Source organism: Gemmobacter caeni, assembly GCF_003054195.1.
GTDB lineage: Bacteria > Pseudomonadota > Alphaproteobacteria > Rhodobacterales > Rhodobacteraceae > Gemmobacter > Gemmobacter caeni.
This window is the reverse complement of the sequence record NZ_QBKP01000007.1, coordinates 114,569-131,530: the sequence shown is the minus strand read 5'-3', so window position 1 is coordinate 131,530 and position 16,962 is coordinate 114,569. Positions and strand designations below refer to the sequence as shown.

Genomic DNA, 16,962 nt, shown 5'->3' with positions numbered 1-16,962 from the left:
GAGACACGCCCATGAATGTCATGACCAATCCTGATGCCATCACCGTCGATCCGATCACGCTGCAGGTGATCCGCGGCAGCTTTGAAACCATTGCGGAAGAGATGGGGCACGTCCTCTATCGCATGTCCTTTTCCTCGATCATCCGAGAAAGCCAGGATCTTGGTGCGGGTCTGTTTGATGTGAACTTCAACACGCTGTGCGAGTCGGAATCGACGCCCATGCATATCGGGTCGATCCCCGGCTATCTGCGGGGCATCGCCGAAACGCTGGAGGATGACACATGGTACGAGGGGGATGTGGTCGTTCATAACCACCCCTATTTCGGGTCCAGTCATACGCCCGACCTCGCCATCGTGGTGCCTGTTTTCTATCAGGGACGGCTGGTGGGCTTCGCGGGCAACACGGCGCACCATGTCGATATCGGCGCCGCGACGCCGGGCCTGATCATCGATGTGCCCGACGTCTATGCCGAAGGTATGCTTTTCGCGGGGACCAAGCTCTACCGCAAGGGTGAACCCAACAACGCGATGTGGAACTACATCCGCCGCAACAGCCGCGCCGCACAGCAGCTCGTGGCGGATATCGAAGCGCAGATTGCTTCGGCCCGGCTGGGGGCGAAGCGGTTTGTCGAGCTGCTCGACAAATATGGTGAGGCAACGGTCTTCGGTGCGGCGAACCAGTTGATGGATTATGCCGAACGCATGACGCGACAGCGCATCAGCGAAATTCCCGATGGCGACTATACCGCCGAAGGCTGGCTGGACGATGACGGGCGCAACCGCGACAGGCAGCTGAAGGTCAAGGTCACTGTCCGCGTGCGGGGGGATGAGGTGGAGGTGGATCTGACGGGTTCCGCCGATCAGACGCCGACCGCCTATAACGTGCCCTTCGAGGGGTCGACCAAGGTCGCGGCTTATGCAGGGTTTCGCAAGCTCCTGCTGGATGCCGCCACCTCGGATGTGCGTGTCCCGTCGAATGAAGGGTCTTTCCGCCCGATCAGGGTGACAGCGCCTCTGGGGTCGATCTTCAACCCCCGTGCCCCCGCCAGCGCGGAGGCACGCTTTACCCAGTGCAACCGCATGATCGACCTGATTATCCGCGCGCTGGCCCCTGTGATGCCGGAAAAAGTGATTGCAGGGTCTTCGGCCTCGATCAGCTTCGCGGCCTATTCGGGCGTGCGGCCGTCCGGTGAATACTGGGTGTTTCTTGAGGTCAACGAAGGCGCCTATGGCGGGCGTCCCCGTTCGGATGGTCCTGACAGCATTGACAACCTGATGGCCAATACGCGCAACAACCCGCTTGAAGATCTTGCGATGCATATTCCCATGATCTGCGACCGCTATGAATTGCGCGACGACCAGCCGCCCGGCGCCGGCGAGTTCCGTGGCGGTATCGGGGTGGTCAAGGCTCAGCGGGTGCTGACGACCGCCTTCATCACCCACGAATCCGAACGGCACACGGATGCGCCCTGGGGCATCTTTGGCGGGCGGGACGGGACGGTGGGCCGCTGCACCATCACCAACCCGAACCGCCCCGGAGACCTGCGCGACATGCCGTCGAAGTTCTCGGGTCTGGCTGTCGAGGCCAATGATGTGATGACCTACTACAGCCCGAACGGCGGCGGGTACGGCGATCCGCTGAACCGTCCGCCCGTAAAGGTGCTGGAAGACGTGCTGGACGGGTTCTGCACCGTCGCCGATGCACGCGAGGTATATGGGGTCATCCTCGACATTGGCGCCGAAACGGTGGACATGGCCGCGACTGAAAAGCGCCGTGCCGCCATGCAGAAAGCCAGCTGACAGCGAAAGGGGCCGCCGCATGCGGCCCCTTCTCTCATCCAGGGATGACACGGGCCCGCGTGAAGGTGGCGCACGAAGAAAACACTCATCCCGACAACAGGGAAAACGTGACTATGACAACGACAGACAACACGGGCGCGCAGTCATCTGACCGAACCGCGCTTATCGAGGAAAGTATCCTGCCCACAAGGGCCTGTCAGAGGCCCATCGGGATGCTGGGCTATGCGTGGATCTGGGTCGGCATCGCTGTGATCATCGCCACCTATTCGCTGGGCGCGAGCGGCGTTGCCGGGGGATTTTCGCTGACCACGGTGATCCTGACTATCTTTGCCGCGAACCTTGCCATAGGCGCTTTCATGATCCTGACCGCGGATATCGGCACCGAACACGGCCTGTCCTTCGCCGTGTATCTGCGCGCGCCCTTCGGTATCCATGGCACACATCTTCCGGCGGTGTCACGCGGGCTGGTTGCCGCGATGTGGTTCGGTATCCAGACCTATCTGGGGGCGCTGGCGCTGAACGGGATCGGAGAATATTTCCTGGGCTTTTCCAACTGGTTCGTCTGGTATCTGGTGTTCGGCCTTGTCCAGATCGGCAACACCATGCTGGGAATGAAGTCGGTGGAGCGCCTCGCCGCCCTGGCGGCGCCTGCGATCATCGCGATTTCGGTGTGGATGTATTTCTCGCTGGAAGGGCTTGCCCGGACCAACGGGCTGAATATCTGGACCTTCCGCGCCGAAGGGCAGATGTCGCTGCTGGTATTGTTCATTGCGAACATGGGCTTCTGGTCTACTCTGGCCATTGATATTCCCAACCTGACGCGCTTTGTGAAAACCGGGACACGCCAGCGCGGCTTCTTCGCCCGCAACCGCAACATCTTTGCGGCGCAGCTTCTGGCGCTGCCGGTAACGCAGGCGATGATTGCGGGGATCGGGGCGGTGTCGTTCATCGCAACCGGCAACTGGAACCCCGTCGAGGTGATTCAGGGCGATGCGCAGGGCATGGCGCTGGTGATCCTGCTGGCTCTGGTCGTTCTGGCGCAGTGGTCTACCAACAACTCTGCCAACCTGATCCCCGCTGCGCTGACCTTCATCAACCTTGCGCCGCGTGCCATCACCTACAAGACTGGCGTGGCGCTGGCAGGTGTTGTCGGTACACTTTGCTTTCCGTGGGAAATTCTGGGCAATCTCTTTGTCTTCCTCGGCTACTATGGCGCCTTCCTGTCGGCCATTGGCGGCATCATGGTGGCGGACTATTACGCGCTTCGGGGTCGCAAGCTGAACGTGCCGGATCTGTTCAACTCAAACGGACAGTACCGTTACACGGGGGGCTTCAACATTGCGGGCTTGCTGGCGTGGTTCATTGCTGGCGGCCTTGCGGCCTGGTGGTCACAATACGCCTTCGTCATCGGCTTTCCGGCAGGCTTTATAGCCTACCTCTTGCTGATGAAGGCGCTGGTATTGCCGAATCATCCGCAGGCCGAATTGGGTCGCGGCAACGGCGATGAGTTCCTTGCAGCATCTGTGGGTAAAGACTGGGTCCATACCGGCTTTGGGGCCTTTGCCCGTGTGGACTGCGATGCCGGGCATGAACTGCCGGCGCGGGAAGATCTCTGATTATCGGCGCTGCCTCCCTCCCCGGAGGGCGCCCAAACTCCGGCTCGCCGCGCGCGAGCCGGTTTTTTTGGCAGACAATTCAGGGCAGTCCTGTCGAAAACCCCGGAGACATCTGGCATGCGAAGGGCCGGACAGAGCTGGCGTGAAAAGGCTATGGAAGTGGATGAATTGGCAGGGCGATCCGTCACCGCTGCGCTTTCTGCGCATCGGCTGCGCAAAATGCGCCGCAGTTTGGTGTGACTGCCAGGTGGTGGAAGCGGTGGCAGCAGGCCAGCCTTGGTTCAGGCATGCACAGCAGGGAGCGACACCGTGACAGCCACCACCTACAGCATTTCTCTGATCGGGTTTGGCGGCGTGAACCGCGCTTTGGCCGAACTGATCGTCACCCGGAACGATGTCTGGCAGCGCGAGCTTGGCTTTCGGCTGATGATCGTCGGGGTCAGCGATCTGACACTGGGCTCGATCATTGCGCCGGGTGGCATTGACCCGCGGGTTCTGACCCGGAGCCGGTTCGAGCCGGGTGGCTTTGCGGCTCTTTCGGGGGGCAGCGCCGATCCGCGCAGTCTGATCGTGGTGCGCAACGCCCCGGCCGATATCGTGGTCGAGGCCACTTTCACCGATGCGCAGACGGGGGAGCCTGCCATCTCGCATTGCCGCGCGGCGGTGGCGGCAGGGCGCCATGTCGTCACCAACAACAAGGGGCCGGTGGCGCTGGCAGCCCGCGCGCTGACGGAACAGGCCAATCGTCTTGGCCTGCGGTTCGAATGCGAAGGCAGCGTGATGAGCGGCACGCCGGTGCTGCGCCTTGCGCGTGAGGCTTTGGCGGGATCACAGATCACCGGATTCAAGGGCGTGCTGAATGGCACCTCCAATTTCATTCTGGGCCGGATGGAGGCGGGGCTGAATTTCGCGGCAGCGCTGCACGAGGCACAGGCCGCAGGCTATGCCGAGGCCGACCCGACGGCGGATGTGGAGGGCCATGATGTGCGGCTTAAGGTCGTGATCCTGGCAAATGAGCTGCTGGGGGCTGATCTTCTGCCTGCTCAGGTAGAGTGTTCTGGGATCACTGCCATTACGCCTGCGCATCTGGCCGAGGCGGCGGCGCAGGGGCGGCGCTGGAAACTTATCGGCTCTGCCATGCGGCAGGCGGATGGTCAGGTAACGGCGCAGGTGCAGGCGAAATGCCTGCCGCTGTCGCATCCACTGGCGGGGATCAGCGGCGCAGTGAATGCGGTGACCTTTGCCACCGATCTTCTGGGGGATGTGACGATCTCGGGTCCGGGCGCCGGACGGGTGGAAACCGCCTATGCGATCCTCTCGGATATCATCGCGCTGCATCGCGACGGGGTTGCCGCCAAATGCTGCGAGGCCGCAGAATGACGTTGCAAGCCCCGCTCACCCCGCGCGAGATGACTCTCACCCCGACCATTGCAGTCCGCTCTCCCTTTGATGGAGCCTGGCTGGCGGATGTTCCTGAAACCCAGGTCGCCGATCTGCCGGCCTTGCTGGCGCGGGCGCGGATCGGGGCCGGGGTGGCGCGGGCCTTGCCCCGCCATGCCCGCGCCGCCATTCTGGACAGGGCGGCGGCGCAGATCGCCGCTGACACCGAAATCTTTGCCCGGCGCATCGTGCTGGAGGCGGGCAAGACCATCCGGCAGGCTCGCAAGGAAGTGGCGCGCTGTGTGAACACGTTGCGCCTGTCGGCGGATGAGGCGCGTCGCGGGGGCGGCGAGGTGTTCCCCTTTGATGCCTTTCCGGGGTCGGAAAGCCGTCAGGGCTGGTTCACGCGTGAGCCCCTGGGAATGATTGCGGCCATCACGCCCTTCAACGATCCGCTCAACCTTGTGGCGCATAAGCTTGGCCCGGCCATTGCCGGAGGTAACGCGGTTCTGTTGAAACCGTCGGAACTCGCGCCGCTCTCGGCGCTGGCGCTGGTGGATGCGTTGGTTGCAGCCGGTTTGCCGGAGGTGGTGGTGACGCCGATGATCGGCGAGGCCGGTCTGGGCAGGGCGCTGGTGTCGGCCCGCGATGTGCGGATGGTCAGCTTTACCGGCGGCTTCCGCACCGGCGGGGCGATTGCAGCGGCGGCGGGGCTGAAAAAGTTGGCGATGGACCTTGGGGGCAATGCCCCTGTGATCGTGATGGCCGATGCCGATCTGGACAAGGCGGTGGCGGGTTGTGTGTCGGGGGCGTTCTGGGCGGCAGGGCAGAATTGCATCGGCGCGCAGCGGCGGCTGATCGCCCGCCCGGTCTATGAGGCCTTCCGGGATCGCTTTGTCACGGCCACACGGGCGCTGGTGACAGGCGATCCGATGGCAGAGGACAGCGATATGGGGCCGATGATCTCGGAGGCGGCGGCAGGTCTGATCGCCGCGCGGACAGAGGCAGCGGTGGCACTTGGGGCGACAGTCCTGTGCGGGCACCAGCGGCAGGGCGCGCTGCATGCCCCGACCGTGCTGGAAGGTGTGCCGCATGCGGCGGCGCTGTGGCAGGAAGAGGCCTTTGCGCCGGTCGTGATGCTGGAGCCGTTCGATAATTTCGAGGAGGCGATTGCCCGCGCCAATGCGATCCCGTTCAGCCTGCATGCGGGGATTTTCACTGCGAGCCTTGAAACCGCACTGGCGGCAGCCGAACGGATCGAGGCTGGCGGTGTGATGATCAACGACAGTTCGGATTACCGTTTTGATGCCATGCCGTTTGGCGGGTTCAAATATGGCAGTCTGGGGCGCGAAGGAGTGCGGTTTGCCTATGAGGAGATGACCCAGCCGCGCGCCATCTGCCTGAATCGGGGGTGACACCGCATCGCCGCGCAGGTTGTCGCATCTGCGCGGGAAAAGCCCGGAACTGGCTAAAAGATTGCAGATTTTCGGCGGGTGGGGCCGGTATTCTGCCGGAAAGGAAGGGATATCCCGATGCCGGTCTTGCTTGAAATCATCGGAGAGGCGGGTCAGGCCGAACGGATTGCCCGTGAGCTGGATGGTGCTGGTCCGTTTCAGGCACGCGCCTGTGATCTGCACTCGCCCGTGCCTGTAGGGGAAGCATCGCCGGACTTTCTGTTGTTTTTACGCGATCGCGGGCAGGGGATGACCCTTGTCGCCGGGAAGGAGAAGCTATGATCTTTACAAGCACGCGCGGCCACGCGGCACCCGTCCCGCTGCGGGCCTTGTTGACGCGGGGCACGGCACCGGATGGCGGGCTTTACATGCCGCAAAACTTTCCCGCCCCGGACCTTCAGTGCGCGCTGGCCCTGGGGGCGCTGCCCTTTGCCGATCTGGTGGCGGCGCTGATCGCACTGTTTGACGACCGGCCTGAAGCCGGGTCCGCGACACGGGCAGCGATTGCCCGTGCCTAAGCGCGCTTTTCCACAGCCGGGGCGCCGCCGGTGACGGCGCTGACCGAGCGTTGTCATGCGCTGGAGCTGTTTCATGGCCCGACGCTGGCCTTCAAGGATTATGCCCTGATGCCGCTGGCCGAACTCATCTCGGAGGAGATGCAGCGCAGCGGTGGGGAGGCGACCATTCTTTGATGGCGCTTGAGGAAGCGACGAAGCAGGTTTCGATCCGGCTGGCCATCCGCGAACGGAAAAGATGCGCGCCTCACGGAACGACGGATGCGATAACGGGCGCAACGTTGAAGGCATGCGAGCCGACGAGCGCCATCATCATCAGATAGCTGCCGATCAGGGCTGGTTCGACGCTGGTGCCGCCAAACGCGCCGAATTGCAAAAGAACTCCGGCCGGCAAGGCGGCAGCAATGCCGGACGGGACCGCGTGTTTACCTGTTGTATATGAGCTGCCTGCGCTGGCCGGATTCACGCGTTCTTTACGCTGCACCCGACACTTCCGAATAGCCCCTTTGCGGGCCAGCGCAGGAAGCTCTGCCAGTAAACCCTTGGGGGAGAGCTGCAATGGCTGACCTGATTTATCTTGCGCTGGGGCTTGGCGGGTTTGCCGCCTTCTCCGGCCTCACCTTTCTGATCGCGCGGATCTGAGGGGGTATCCATGTTTGACATCATCCTTGGCCTCGCAGCCGCTGTTGGGGTCTTCGGCTTTCTGGTGCTGGCGCTGATCCGCCCCGGCCGGTTCTGAAGGGGGCATCATGCAGGATCTTCTTGGATATGCCCTGTTTTGCGCGGTTCTGACTGCGGCGGGCTGGGCGCTGGCCGCGCATATGTCCGGCGTCTTTGCCGGGCGCCGCAACCTGATGTCGCCGGTTCTGGCGCCGGTGGAACAGAGGTTCTACCGGCTGGCGGGCATCCGGCCCGACAATGCGCAGGGCTGGAAGGCTTATGCGCTGGCGGTTCTGGCGTTCAACGGCCTCGGGTTTCTTGCGCTTTACGCGATCCTGCGCTTGCAGGGCGTGCTGCCGCTGAACCCCGCCGCCATCTCCGGCATGCCCCCGGATCTGGCCTTCAATACCGCGATCAGCTTCGTCACCAACACCAACTGGCAGGCTTATTCCGGCGAGACACAGCTGAGCTATCTGTCGCAGATGGCCGGGCTGACGGTGCAGAACTTCGTGTCTGCGGCGACTGGCATGGCGGTGGGTGTGGCGGTCATCCGGGGCTTTACCGGGCCGAAAGGTGCGGGGCTGGGCAATTTCTGGGCCGACATGACGCGGTCGGTGCTTTATGTGCTTTTGCCGCTGGCCGCGATCCTCGGATTTGCGCTGATGCTGCAAGGCGTGCCGCAGACTTTACAGGGGGCTGCCAATGTCACCACACTGGAGGGCGCCGGGCAGATACTCCCGCGAGGGCCGGTGGCGGCGCAGGTTGCAATCAAGCAACTGGGCACGAATGGCGGCGGTTTCTTCGGTGTGAACTCCGCCCATCCGTTCGAGAATCCCACGATCTTGTCGAACATGCTGCAATGCTTTTCGATCCTGCTGATCCCGGTCGCCTTCTGCTTCCTGTTCGGGCGCATGGCGGCGGATCGGCGGCAGGGCCGGGCGATCTTCGCGGCTATGGGCCTCATGTTCGTTGCCGGGCTTCTGATCATCTGGTGGGCCGAGACGGCAGGAAATCCCGTGCTGAACGCTGGGCCGAACATGGAAGGCAAGGAACTGCGCTTTGGTGCGGGCCTCTCGGCCCTCTGGGCGGCCGCGACCACCGCCGCCTCGAACGGGTCCGTCAATGCAATGCATGACAGTTTCATGCCGCTGTCGGGGCTGGTGCAACTGGTCAACATGCAGGTGGGCGAGGTGATTTTTGGCGGCGTGGGGGCAGGGCTTTACGGTATATTGCTTTACGTCGTGCTGGCTGTGTTTCTGGCGGGCCTGATGGTGGGACGTACGCCGGAATATCTGGGTCGCAAGATCGAGGGGCGCGAGGTCACGCTGGCCATGCTCGCCTTTCTGTCGATGCCGCTGGGCATCCTGGGCGGGGCGGCGCTTTCGGCCACGGTCCCCGCTGCGCTGGTCTCGCTGCAAGAAGCCGGTCCGCATGGACTGAGCGAGATCCTCTACGCCTATTCCTCGGCCGTGGGGAACAACGGTTCGGCCTTCGCCGGGTTTGGTGCGGCAACGCCTTGGCAAACGACGGCGCTTGGTCTTCTCATGCTGCTGGGGCGCTATGCGATCATCCTGCCGATGCTGGCCATCGCCGGATCGCTGGTCGTGAAATCCCGCGCTCCGGTGACGGCAGGCACCTTCCCGACGCATGGGCCGCTGTTTGTCCTGCTGCTGGTGCTGACTGTGCTGGTGCTGGGCGCCCTGACTTTCTTTCCGGTTCTGGCGCTTGGTCCCATCGCCGAACAGGCCGCGCTGACTGCTGGCCAAAGCGATTGACATTCCGGGCGGCCGGGACGCGGCCGCCTTTTTCCCTGACAGGATTCAATCCCATGTCCATCCCGTCCACCACCCGGTCCGGGCTGTATCCGGCGGCGCTGAAGACCGCGTTTGTCAAGCTTCACCCCCGCGCCCTGATCCGCAATGCGGTGATCTGCGTGACCGCTGTTACTGCGGCGCTGACCACAATTCTTGCGCTGCGTGACCTGATGACCGGCGCGCCCGGTTGGGGTGTCACGCTGCAAATCGCCTTCTGGCTCTGGGTCTGCGTGATCTTCGCCAATTTTGCCGAAGCCCTGGCCGAAGGGCGCGGCAAGGCACGCGCCGACAGCCTGCGGGCCACCAAGGCCGAAACCATGGTGAAACTGCTGGCCAGCGAGGATAGCCCTGAGCCAAGCCTTGTGCCATCGGCCACTTTGCGCGCGGGACAGCTTGTTCGCGTCGATGCGGGCGACCTGATCCCCACCGATGCCGAGGTGATCCGGGGCGTCGCCTCGGTCGATGAAAGCGCCATCACCGGCGAAAGCGCCCCGGTGATCCGTGAGAGCGGGGGCGACCGCTCCTCGGTCACCGGCGGCACAAGGATCGTGTCTGACAGCCTGATCCTGCGCATCGTGGCAGAGCCGGGCAAAAGCTTTCTGGACCGGATGATCGCGATGGTCGAGGGTGCGGAACGTCAGAAGACGCCGAACGAGATCGCCCTGAACATCCTGCTGTGCGGGCTGACACTGATCTTTCTCATCGTCACCGTGACGCTGGACCCTTTCGCACGCTACTCGGGCATCGTGATCCCGGTGGTTACGCTGGCCGCTCTTTTCGTGACCCTGATCCCGACGACGATCGGCGGGCTTTTGTCAGCTATCGGCATCGCGGGGATGGACCGTCTGGTGCGCGCCAATGTCATCGCGAAATCCGGGCGCGCGGTCGAGGCGGCGGGCGATGTGGATACGCTGTTGCTGGACAAGACAGGCACGATCACCTTCGGCAACCGCATGGCTGATGCCTTCCTTCCCGCACAGGGCGTGGCGGAGCGGGATCTGGTGCACGCAGCCTGTCTGGCATCTCTGGCGGATGAGACGCCCGAGGGCAAAAGCATCGTAGACCTCGCGCGCCGGATGCAGCCGGAACTGGCCGCTGCGGAGGCCGGGGGACAGCCGGTCCTGTTCAGCGCCGAGACACGGCTTTCTGGTGTTGATCTGCCTGGCCGAACACTGCGCAAGGGTGCCGTGGATGCCGTCGAGCGGTTTGTCGGGCACCGGCTGGATGCGGCGCTGCGGGCGCGGGTCGATGAAATCGCGCGCTCCGGCGGGACACCCTTGCTGGTGGCCGAGGGCGACCGGCTTCTGGGTGCCATCCATCTGAAGGACGTGGTGAAACCCGGCGTGCGCGAACGGTTCGCCGAACTGCGTGCCATGGGGATCCGCACGGTGATGATTACCGGCGACAACCCCCTGACTGCCGCTGCCATCGCCGCCGAGGCCGGGGTAGATGATTTTCTGGCCGAGGCCACGCCCGAGATGAAGCTGGAGTATATCCGCCGGGAACAGGCGGGCGGGCGGCTGGTGGCAATGTGTGGCGACGGTTCGAACGATGCGCCCGCGCTTGCGCAGGCCGATGTGGGTGTTGCGATGAACTCGGGCACACCAGCCGCGAAGGAGGCGGCGAACCTGATCGACCTTGACAGTGATCCGACCAAACTGATCGAGGTGGTGCTGGTGGGCAAGCAACTGCTGATCAGCCGGGGCGCGCTGACCACCTTCAGCATCGCCAATGATGTCGCCAAATATTTCGCCATCCTGCCGGCGATCTTTGTCGCCGCCTATCCGGGGCTGGGTGTGCTGAACGTTATGGGTCTGTCCAGCCCGCAAAGCGCCATTCTGGCGGCGGTGATCTTTAATGCGCTGATCATCGTGGCGATGATCCCCCTGGCGCTGCGCGGGGTGAAATATGCGCCCGGCAGTGCGGCGGCGCTGTTGCGCCGGAACCTGACGATCTACGGCCTCGGCGGTCTGATCGTGCCCTTTCTGGGGATCAAGGCCATCGACATGGCCGTGTCCGCCCTCGGTCTGGCCTGAACGGAGATTTGCCATGCTGACCCAACTTCGCCCTGCTTTCGTCCTGCTGCTGGCCATGACCCTGCTGACCGGGCTGGCCTATCCGCTGGCCATGACCGGGATTGCGCGGCTTGTCGCACCCGGCGCCGCAAGCGGCAGTCTCGTGTTCCGCGATGGTCTGCCTGTCGGGTCTGATCTGGTCGGGCAGGCCTTCGCGCGGCCTGAGTACCTGCACCCCCGTCCGTCGGCCAGCGATTACGGGGCCATGCCTTCGGGTGCATCGAACCTTGGTCCTGCCTCGGCCGGTTTGCGCGACGCGATTGCCGCGCGGCGCGCGGCATGGCAGGCGGAAAACGGTGTATCGCCGCCGGTTGATGCGGTGACAGCCTCTGGCTCGGGGCTTGATCCGCATGTGTCGCCGGAAAATGCGCAGGGGCAGGCGGCCCGGATCGCCGCCGCGCGGGGTGTGCCGGTGGCCGATGTGCTGGCGCTGATCACGGCCGCGACCGAGGCGCCCTGGCTGGGGCTTTACGGCCAGCCGCGTGTGCATGTGCTGCGGCTCAATCTGGCCCTTGACGCCGCCCTGCCGCTGCCGCCTGCTGGCACGAACTGAGGAGCGCGCCTTGCCCGACCCCGCCCGCCCCACGCCAGAGGCCCTTCTGCCCGCCGCCCGCCGCGAAGGCCGGGGGCATCTCAAAGTCTTTCTGGGTGCGGCGCCCGGGGTCGGCAAGACCTATGCCATGCTGCAGGCCGCGCGCAGCCGTGCGGCCGAGGGCACCAAAGTGCTGGTCGGCGTGGTCGAGACCCATGGCCGCGCCGAGACAGAGGCGATGTTGCGCGGGCTGGACGTGCTGCCCCGCCGTCCGGTCTATCACAATGGCCGCATCCTTCAGGAAATGGACACCGAGGCGCTGATCGCAAGGCGGCCTGATCTGGCGCTGATCGACGAGCTGGCGCATTCCAACCTGTCCGGCGGGCAGCATGACAAGCGCTGGCAGGATGTCGAGGATGTGCTGGCGGCGGGGATCGACGTCTATACCACCCTGAACGTGCAGCATGTCGAGACACTCAATGACACCGTGGCCCGGATCACCGGGGTACGCGTGCGCGAGACAGTGCCGGATTCGGTGCTGGAAGCCGCCGACGAAATCGCGCTGATCGATCTTTCGCCGGACGAACTGATTGCCCGCCTGCGCGCGGGGAAGGTCTATGTTCAGGATCAGGCCGCGCGGGCTGTGGCGAATTTCTTCGCCAAGGGCAATCTGACGGCGCTGCGCGAACTGGCGATGCGGACGGCAGCCGACCGGGTCGATGCCCAGTTGCAGGAGCATATGGCCGTCCATGCCATCGAGGGGCCGTGGCCCACGCAGGAGCGCATTCTCGTCGTGCTGCCGGAAGGTTCGATCGGGCGCGACGCGGTTCGGATCGCCAAACGTTCGGCCGATCGGGCGCGGGTGGAGTGGCTGGCCGTCGCCCTGACCAGCCTGCGCGCCGAGGCCCGCGCCGAAGACAGCACCAGCCCCGCCCTGCGGCTTGCCGAACGGCTGGGCGCCGAGGTGACTGTTCTGCAGGCCGACGGCGCGGCAGAGGCAGAGTTGCTGGATTTTGCCCGCCGCCACAATGTTCGCCGGATTGTGGTTCCGCGTCCGCCCATCCGTGGGTTTCTGGCCCGCCGCCTGATGCCCCGTCCGCAGGAACAGGTGGTGGCGGGTCTTCTGCGCGGTGCGACCCGGTTCGAGCTTACGCTGGTGACCGACGAGGATAGCCCCGGCCGCCGGACCCCACGCGCGGCGAGCCCTTCTTTGCCCGATGCCGGGCGCAACTTCGCGCTGGTGGCCGGGGCGGTGGCGGCAACCACGCTGCTTGCGGTTCTGGCCGACCGCTTTATCCCGGTTTTCAGCCTGTCGCTGCTGTATATGACCATGGTCGTCGCTGTCGCAGCCCGGCTTGGGCGCTGGCCCTCTGTCGCGGCGGCCGTGCTCAGTTTTCTGGTCTACAATGTCCTTTTCACCGAGCCGCGCTTCTCATTGAGGATCTGGAGCCAGGGCCAGTTCCTGACGCTGCTGCTGTTCCTGGCGGCCTCGATCCTGACCGGCAATCTGGCGGCCCGGCTGCGGGACCGGGCCATCCTGCAACGGGCGATTTCTGACCGCACCCGCAAGCTTTATGATTTCTCACGCCGCGCGGCGGCGGCGGCTTCGGTCGATGATGTGGTCTGGGCAGCGGTCAGCCATGTCGCTGCCGTGCTGGAATGCGACACCATCCTGCTGCTGCCCGATGATGCGGGGCAACTGACCGTTGTCGGTGCCTTCCCGCCCGAAGACCGGATGGAGCCGCGCGAAACTTCGGCTGCGCGTTACGCATATGACAAGGGTGAACCGGCGGGGCGGGGATCGGGCACCTTGCCTGCCTCGCGCTGGCTGTTCCTGCCGCTTTCGGCGGCAGAGCGACGTATCGGTGTGCTGGGGCTGACTTATGCCGACGGGCGTGAACCCGCCCCGGGCGACCGGCATCTGGTCGAGGCGCTGGCCGATCAGGTCGCGCTGGCGCTGGAGCGGGTGCGGCTGGCCGATGATCTGGCGCAAAGCCGGGTGCTGAGCGAGACAGAGCGCCTGCGCGTCGCGCTGCTTTCCTCGGTCAGCCACGATCTGCGCACGCCGCTGGTGTCAATCCTCGGCGCAGCTGAGGGGCTGGATCAGGCCGGGCTGGCGCCCGATGGCCGCGCCCAGTTGGTCGATACCATTCGCGAAGAGGGTGAACGGCTGGACCGCTATATCCAGAACCTGCTGGACATGACCCGGCTGGGTCACGGCGCGCTGAAGCCGCGCACCACCACGGTCGATTTGCGTGAACTGGCCGGTGCAGCCCGCCATCGACTGCGAGGTGCGCTGCGTGATCAGCCTGTTGAGGTGGCGATCCCCGCTGACATGGCCCCGGCCGAGGTGGACCCGGTGCTGATCGAACAGGTTCTGGTCAATATTCTCGACAATGCGCGCAAATATGCCGGGCCCCGCAGCCCGATCCGCATGTCGGCCCGGACCGAGCGTGGCCGCGCCGTGCTGGTGATCGAGGATGACGGACCCGGCCTGCCTCCGGGCGCCGAAACACAGGTGTTCGACATGTTCTGGCGCGCCGATCAGGGCGATGGAGGGCAGTCCGGCACCGGGCTGGGCCTTGCCATCTGCAAGGGGATCGTCGAAGCCCATGGCGGGCGTATCCGGGCCGAAGCCGTTCATCCTGACGGGCATGGCACGCGGATCACGCTTGATCTGCCGCTCTGGAATCCCGAGGTATCCGCATGACCGCCCGCATCCTGATCGTCGAGGACGAGGCTCCGATCCGCCGTTTCCTGCGCATCGCGCTGGAGGCCGAGGGGCATCTGGTGTCCGAAGCGGCAACGGCGCACGAGGGGCTGGCCCTGGCCGCGAAAGAAGCTCCGGCCGCGATGATCCTTGACCTCGGTCTGCCGGATGCTGACGGGATCAGCGTGCTGCGCGGCGTGCGGGAGTGGACGCAGATGCCGGTTCTGGTGCTGTCGGTGCGCAACGACGAGGCGGGCAAGATCGCCGCACTGGATGCCGGCGCGCAGGATTACGTCACCAAACCATTTTCAACAGGCGAATTGCTGGCGCGGCTGCGCGGCCTGCTGCGCGACCGCGCGGTCGAGGGCGGCAGCGCGTGCCTGACGCTTGGCCCGCTGGAAATTGACGCCGCAGACCATCGCGCCAGCCTTTCCGGCGAGGATCTGCGGCTGACCCGCAAGGAATTCGACCTCCTGTGGCTTCTTGCCAGCCATGCCGGGCGGCTGGTCACGCAGGACATGATCCTCCGGGCGATCTGGGGGCCTGCCCATGCCGGGGACAGCCAGTATCTGCGGGTCTACATCCGCCAGCTGCGCGCCAAGCTGGGCGACGATGCCGCCGATCCGCGGTGGATCTTCACCGAGCCGGGCGTAGGCTATCGACTGGCGGCGGGGTAGGTCGCGGGAGTGGTGGCCGTGATGTGCTCCTCTTGTGATCTTTCCAGATCGCACAGGGATTGGAGAGGAACGGGTTTCACAGGGAAGTTCGCATTGAAGAAGCCGGACTCCGGGATGGTTGCGCCGCGTGTGGTGGCCAGTCGAGCAGCCACCGTCCCTTCGCAATATCGGCCCTGACAGGGTCCCATACCCGTGCGGCATTCAAGTTTCACCGCGCTTGCGGTGGACAGGAAGGGGTTCTTGCGCAGCGCTGCATCCAGCGCACCGCTGCGGATCAGCTCGCAGCGGCAAACGATCACGTCCTCAGCCCCTGACAGCCGTGCCAGTGCCTCGCGTTTCGGTTCGAACATGGTCTGGATCACGCGGGAAAACCGGCCCGCCCGTGCCAGAATGCGGCCCGCCCGCCTGCGCTGCGTCGGATCTGCCGCAACCCCAAGCGATGCGGCGATGCCCAGACCGGCCATCTGCCCCTCGGCCCAGGACCGTTCGGCCCCGGCGATCCCGGTCGGCTCTCCGGCGACAAAGACGCCTTCGACCGAAGTCTGGAACGTCTGGTCATGGGCCACTACCCAGCCACCGAGATCCGAGGCCCATTGCATCCTGCAACCCGCCTGACGCGCAAGTTCGGTCGAGGGGTTGAAGCCATAGCCCAGCACCAAAAGGTCGGCGGCGACATGTCGCGGCTTCCCCGTGCGCATCCAGCCTTCATCGACCTCCGCCAGCCGGACCCCGGTCACCTCTGTCGTGCCTTCGACCCCGTCGATTATGGTCCGGCGCGTGACGGGTATCCCCCGTGCAATGATCTTGCCCATCGCCCGGAACGCATCGGCAAACAAGGTGACATGGCCGGGAAGGGCAGGGACCGCGCCGATCATCTCGGCAAAATTCGGCAGGCCGCGGGCAAGGGCGATTTCGACGATATCGGCGCGGGCCTCCAGCAACTGTTCGGCGAGGATCAGGAGGATCGGATGCGACCCTGCGAGAACAAGGCGGCGCCCCATCAGCAGTTTCTGACTTTTCAAAAGCGACTGTACCGCCCCTGCCGTCATCACGCCCGGAAGTGTCCAGCCGGGGAAGGCGACCGGCATGTCATGCGCTCCGGTTGCGATCAGCAGACGGCGGGCCGCAACAAGGCGCCCGCCTTCGGGTGTGTGCAGGGCAAGCCGCAGCGGCGCGTGGTCGTCGGGGTCGCGCAAGACCCCAAACGCGGTGCTTCGAAAGGCGGTCGTGATACCCGGATGGTCTTCGAAACGTTCGATCAGGTCTTTGGCCCAGGAATAGGGGCGGTAATTGCCGTGCCGCTGGCCCCATTCCTGCGGTGGGCGACGAAAGATCTGCCCGCCTGCCCGCGCCTGTTCGTCGACCACCAGTACCGAAAAACCGGCATCCGCCACCGCGATGGCGGCGGCCATGCCGGCGGGGCCTGCGCCTATGACCGCGAGATCCATCATCATGTCGCCTCGTGTCGGGTGACACAAAGACCGTCGCGCGCCTCTGTCAGGCAGGCCCGCACCAGCCTCTGTCCATCGACGGTGACAACACAGTCAAAGCAGGTGCCCATGTTGCAGAAGGGCAGGCGTGGAGTTCCTTCGCGCGTCAGGCCAAAAGCGGATACCTGCGCAGCCAGAAGGGCCGTTGCCAGCGTTTCGCCGCAGTAGCCCGTCACCGGCTGCCCTTCGAAATGGAAGGTAACAGCCGGGCCTCTGGTCGCCGTCATGCGCCTTGCTTCT

Annotated in this window: 16 protein-coding genes; 13 read left to right on the top strand and 3 right to left on the bottom strand. The window is 64.9% G+C overall.

What is annotated here, in order from left to right; all coding sequences use genetic code 11:
• Positions 1-11 precede the first annotated feature (11 nt).
• From C8N34_RS12485 to C8N34_RS26360, 7 genes are all read left to right on the top strand, one after another.
• Positions 12-1,799, top strand: a complete 1,788-nt coding sequence (locus C8N34_RS12485; RefSeq protein WP_199750676.1) for a hydantoinase B/oxoprolinase family protein — start codon at positions 12-14, stop codon at positions 1,797-1,799.
• Positions 1,800-1,912: 113 nt separating this feature from the next.
• The gene (locus C8N34_RS12480; protein ID WP_108129215.1) at positions 1,913-3,415 is read left to right on the top strand and encodes an NCS1 family transporter; all 1,503 of its coding nucleotides are present in this window, start codon (positions 1,913-1,915) and stop codon (positions 3,413-3,415) included.
• Between the two features lie 309 nt (positions 3,416-3,724).
• Positions 3,725-4,795 carry a homoserine dehydrogenase gene (locus tag C8N34_RS12475; protein ID WP_108129120.1) on the top strand — a complete coding sequence of 357 codons (1,071 nt, stop codon included), beginning with the start codon at positions 3,725-3,727 and terminating at the stop codon, positions 4,793-4,795.
• Complete coding sequence (locus C8N34_RS12470) at positions 4,792-6,210, top strand: aldehyde dehydrogenase family protein (RefSeq protein WP_199750670.1); 1,419 nt, start codon at positions 4,792-4,794, stop codon at positions 6,208-6,210. Before C8N34_RS12475 ends, C8N34_RS12470 begins: the two co-directional genes overlap by 4 nt.
• Before the next feature lie 117 nt (positions 6,211-6,327).
• Positions 6,328-6,531, top strand: coding sequence for a hypothetical protein (locus tag C8N34_RS12465; protein WP_054302994.1), 204 nt, complete (start codon positions 6,328-6,330; stop codon positions 6,529-6,531).
• Positions 6,528-6,767, top strand: a complete 240-nt coding sequence (locus C8N34_RS12460; protein WP_108129119.1) for a PALP domain-containing protein — start codon at positions 6,528-6,530, stop codon at positions 6,765-6,767. The genes C8N34_RS12465 and C8N34_RS12460 overlap by 4 nt, the downstream gene beginning before the upstream one ends.
• 30 nt (positions 6,768-6,797) lie before the next feature.
• Positions 6,798-6,941 carry a hypothetical protein gene (locus C8N34_RS26360; RefSeq protein ID WP_158640687.1) on the top strand — a complete coding sequence of 48 codons (144 nt, stop codon included), beginning with the start codon at positions 6,798-6,800 and terminating at the stop codon, positions 6,939-6,941.
• 70 nt (positions 6,942-7,011) lie between these two features.
• Here the strand turns inward: C8N34_RS26360 and C8N34_RS25915 are convergent, their stop codons facing one another.
• Positions 7,012-7,248: a hypothetical protein gene (locus C8N34_RS25915; RefSeq protein ID WP_145693595.1), complete on the bottom strand. Its 237-nt coding sequence runs from the start codon at positions 7,246-7,248 to the stop codon at positions 7,012-7,014.
• A gap of 168 nt (positions 7,249-7,416) precedes the next feature.
• Between C8N34_RS25915 and C8N34_RS27300 the strand changes: the two genes are divergently transcribed.
• From C8N34_RS27300 to C8N34_RS12430, 6 genes are read left to right on the top strand one after another with little or no spacing between them, the layout of a single operon-like run.
• Positions 7,417-7,503: a potassium-transporting ATPase subunit F gene (locus C8N34_RS27300; RefSeq protein ID WP_082400935.1), complete on the top strand. Its 87-nt coding sequence runs from the start codon at positions 7,417-7,419 to the stop codon at positions 7,501-7,503.
• Positions 7,504-7,513: 10 nt separating this feature from the next.
• Positions 7,514-9,199, top strand: coding sequence for a potassium-transporting ATPase subunit KdpA (gene kdpA / locus C8N34_RS12450; RefSeq protein ID WP_108129118.1), 1,686 nt, complete (start codon positions 7,514-7,516; stop codon positions 9,197-9,199).
• Between the two features lie 53 nt (positions 9,200-9,252).
• The gene (gene kdpB, locus C8N34_RS12445; RefSeq protein ID WP_108129117.1) at positions 9,253-11,274 is read left to right on the top strand and encodes a potassium-transporting ATPase subunit KdpB; all 2,022 of its coding nucleotides are present in this window, start codon (positions 9,253-9,255) and stop codon (positions 11,272-11,274) included.
• Positions 11,275-11,287: 13 nt separating this feature from the next.
• Positions 11,288-11,866, top strand: a complete 579-nt coding sequence (gene kdpC / locus C8N34_RS12440) for a potassium-transporting ATPase subunit KdpC (RefSeq protein WP_108129116.1) — start codon at positions 11,288-11,290, stop codon at positions 11,864-11,866.
• 10 nt (positions 11,867-11,876) lie between these two features.
• Entirely contained in the window at positions 11,877-14,555 is a 2,679-nt protein-coding gene (locus C8N34_RS12435) for a sensor histidine kinase (protein WP_242013791.1), read from the top strand.
• Positions 14,552-15,232: a winged helix-turn-helix domain-containing protein gene (locus C8N34_RS12430; protein ID WP_108129114.1), complete on the top strand. Its 681-nt coding sequence runs from the start codon at positions 14,552-14,554 to the stop codon at positions 15,230-15,232. Before C8N34_RS12435 ends, C8N34_RS12430 begins: the two co-directional genes overlap by 4 nt.
• On the opposite strand, the gene C8N34_RS12425 is transcribed toward C8N34_RS12430, so the two are convergent.
• Both C8N34_RS12425 and C8N34_RS12420 read right to left on the bottom strand, forming a co-directional pair.
• Complete coding sequence (locus C8N34_RS12425; RefSeq protein WP_199750671.1) at positions 15,211-16,686, bottom strand: FAD/NAD(P)-dependent oxidoreductase; 1,476 nt, start codon at positions 16,684-16,686, stop codon at positions 15,211-15,213. The genes C8N34_RS12430 and C8N34_RS12425 overlap by 22 nt on opposite strands.
• Positions 16,683-16,949 (bottom strand): (2Fe-2S)-binding protein, encoded by a 267-nt coding sequence (locus tag C8N34_RS12420; protein WP_199750672.1) that lies wholly within the window; start codon positions 16,947-16,949, stop codon positions 16,683-16,685. Before C8N34_RS12420 ends, C8N34_RS12425 begins: the two co-directional genes overlap by 4 nt.
• Between the last annotated feature and the right edge of the window lie 13 nt (positions 16,950-16,962).

Excerpts from the sequence above, each read along its gene's own strand:
- C8N34_RS12485 (WP_199750676.1), top strand. The coding sequence starts at position 12 with ATGAATGTCATGACCAATCCTGATGCCATCACCGTCGATCCGATCACG.
- C8N34_RS12480 (WP_108129215.1), top strand. The coding sequence starts at position 1,913 with ATGACAACGACAGACAACACGGGCGCGCAGTCATCTGACCGAACCGCG.
- C8N34_RS12470 (WP_199750670.1), top strand. The coding sequence starts at position 4,792 with ATGACGTTGCAAGCCCCGCTCACCCCGCGCGAGATGACTCTCACCCCG.
- C8N34_RS12465 (WP_054302994.1), top strand. The coding sequence starts at position 6,328 with ATGCCGGTCTTGCTTGAAATCATCGGAGAGGCGGGTCAGGCCGAACGG.
- C8N34_RS12460 (WP_108129119.1), top strand. The coding sequence starts at position 6,528 with ATGATCTTTACAAGCACGCGCGGCCACGCGGCACCCGTCCCGCTGCGG.
- C8N34_RS27300 (WP_082400935.1), top strand. The coding sequence starts at position 7,417 with ATGTTTGACATCATCCTTGGCCTCGCAGCCGCTGTTGGGGTCTTCGGC.
- kdpA (WP_108129118.1), top strand. The coding sequence starts at position 7,514 with ATGCAGGATCTTCTTGGATATGCCCTGTTTTGCGCGGTTCTGACTGCG.
- kdpB (WP_108129117.1), top strand. The coding sequence starts at position 9,253 with ATGTCCATCCCGTCCACCACCCGGTCCGGGCTGTATCCGGCGGCGCTG.
- kdpC (WP_108129116.1), top strand. The coding sequence starts at position 11,288 with ATGCTGACCCAACTTCGCCCTGCTTTCGTCCTGCTGCTGGCCATGACC.
- C8N34_RS12430 (WP_108129114.1), top strand. The coding sequence starts at position 14,552 with ATGACCGCCCGCATCCTGATCGTCGAGGACGAGGCTCCGATCCGCCGT.
- C8N34_RS12425 (WP_199750671.1), bottom strand. The coding sequence starts at position 16,686 with ATGATGATGGATCTCGCGGTCATAGGCGCAGGCCCCGCCGGCATGGCC.
- C8N34_RS12420 (WP_199750672.1), bottom strand. The coding sequence starts at position 16,949 with ATGACGGCGACCAGAGGCCCGGCTGTTACCTTCCATTTCGAAGGGCAG.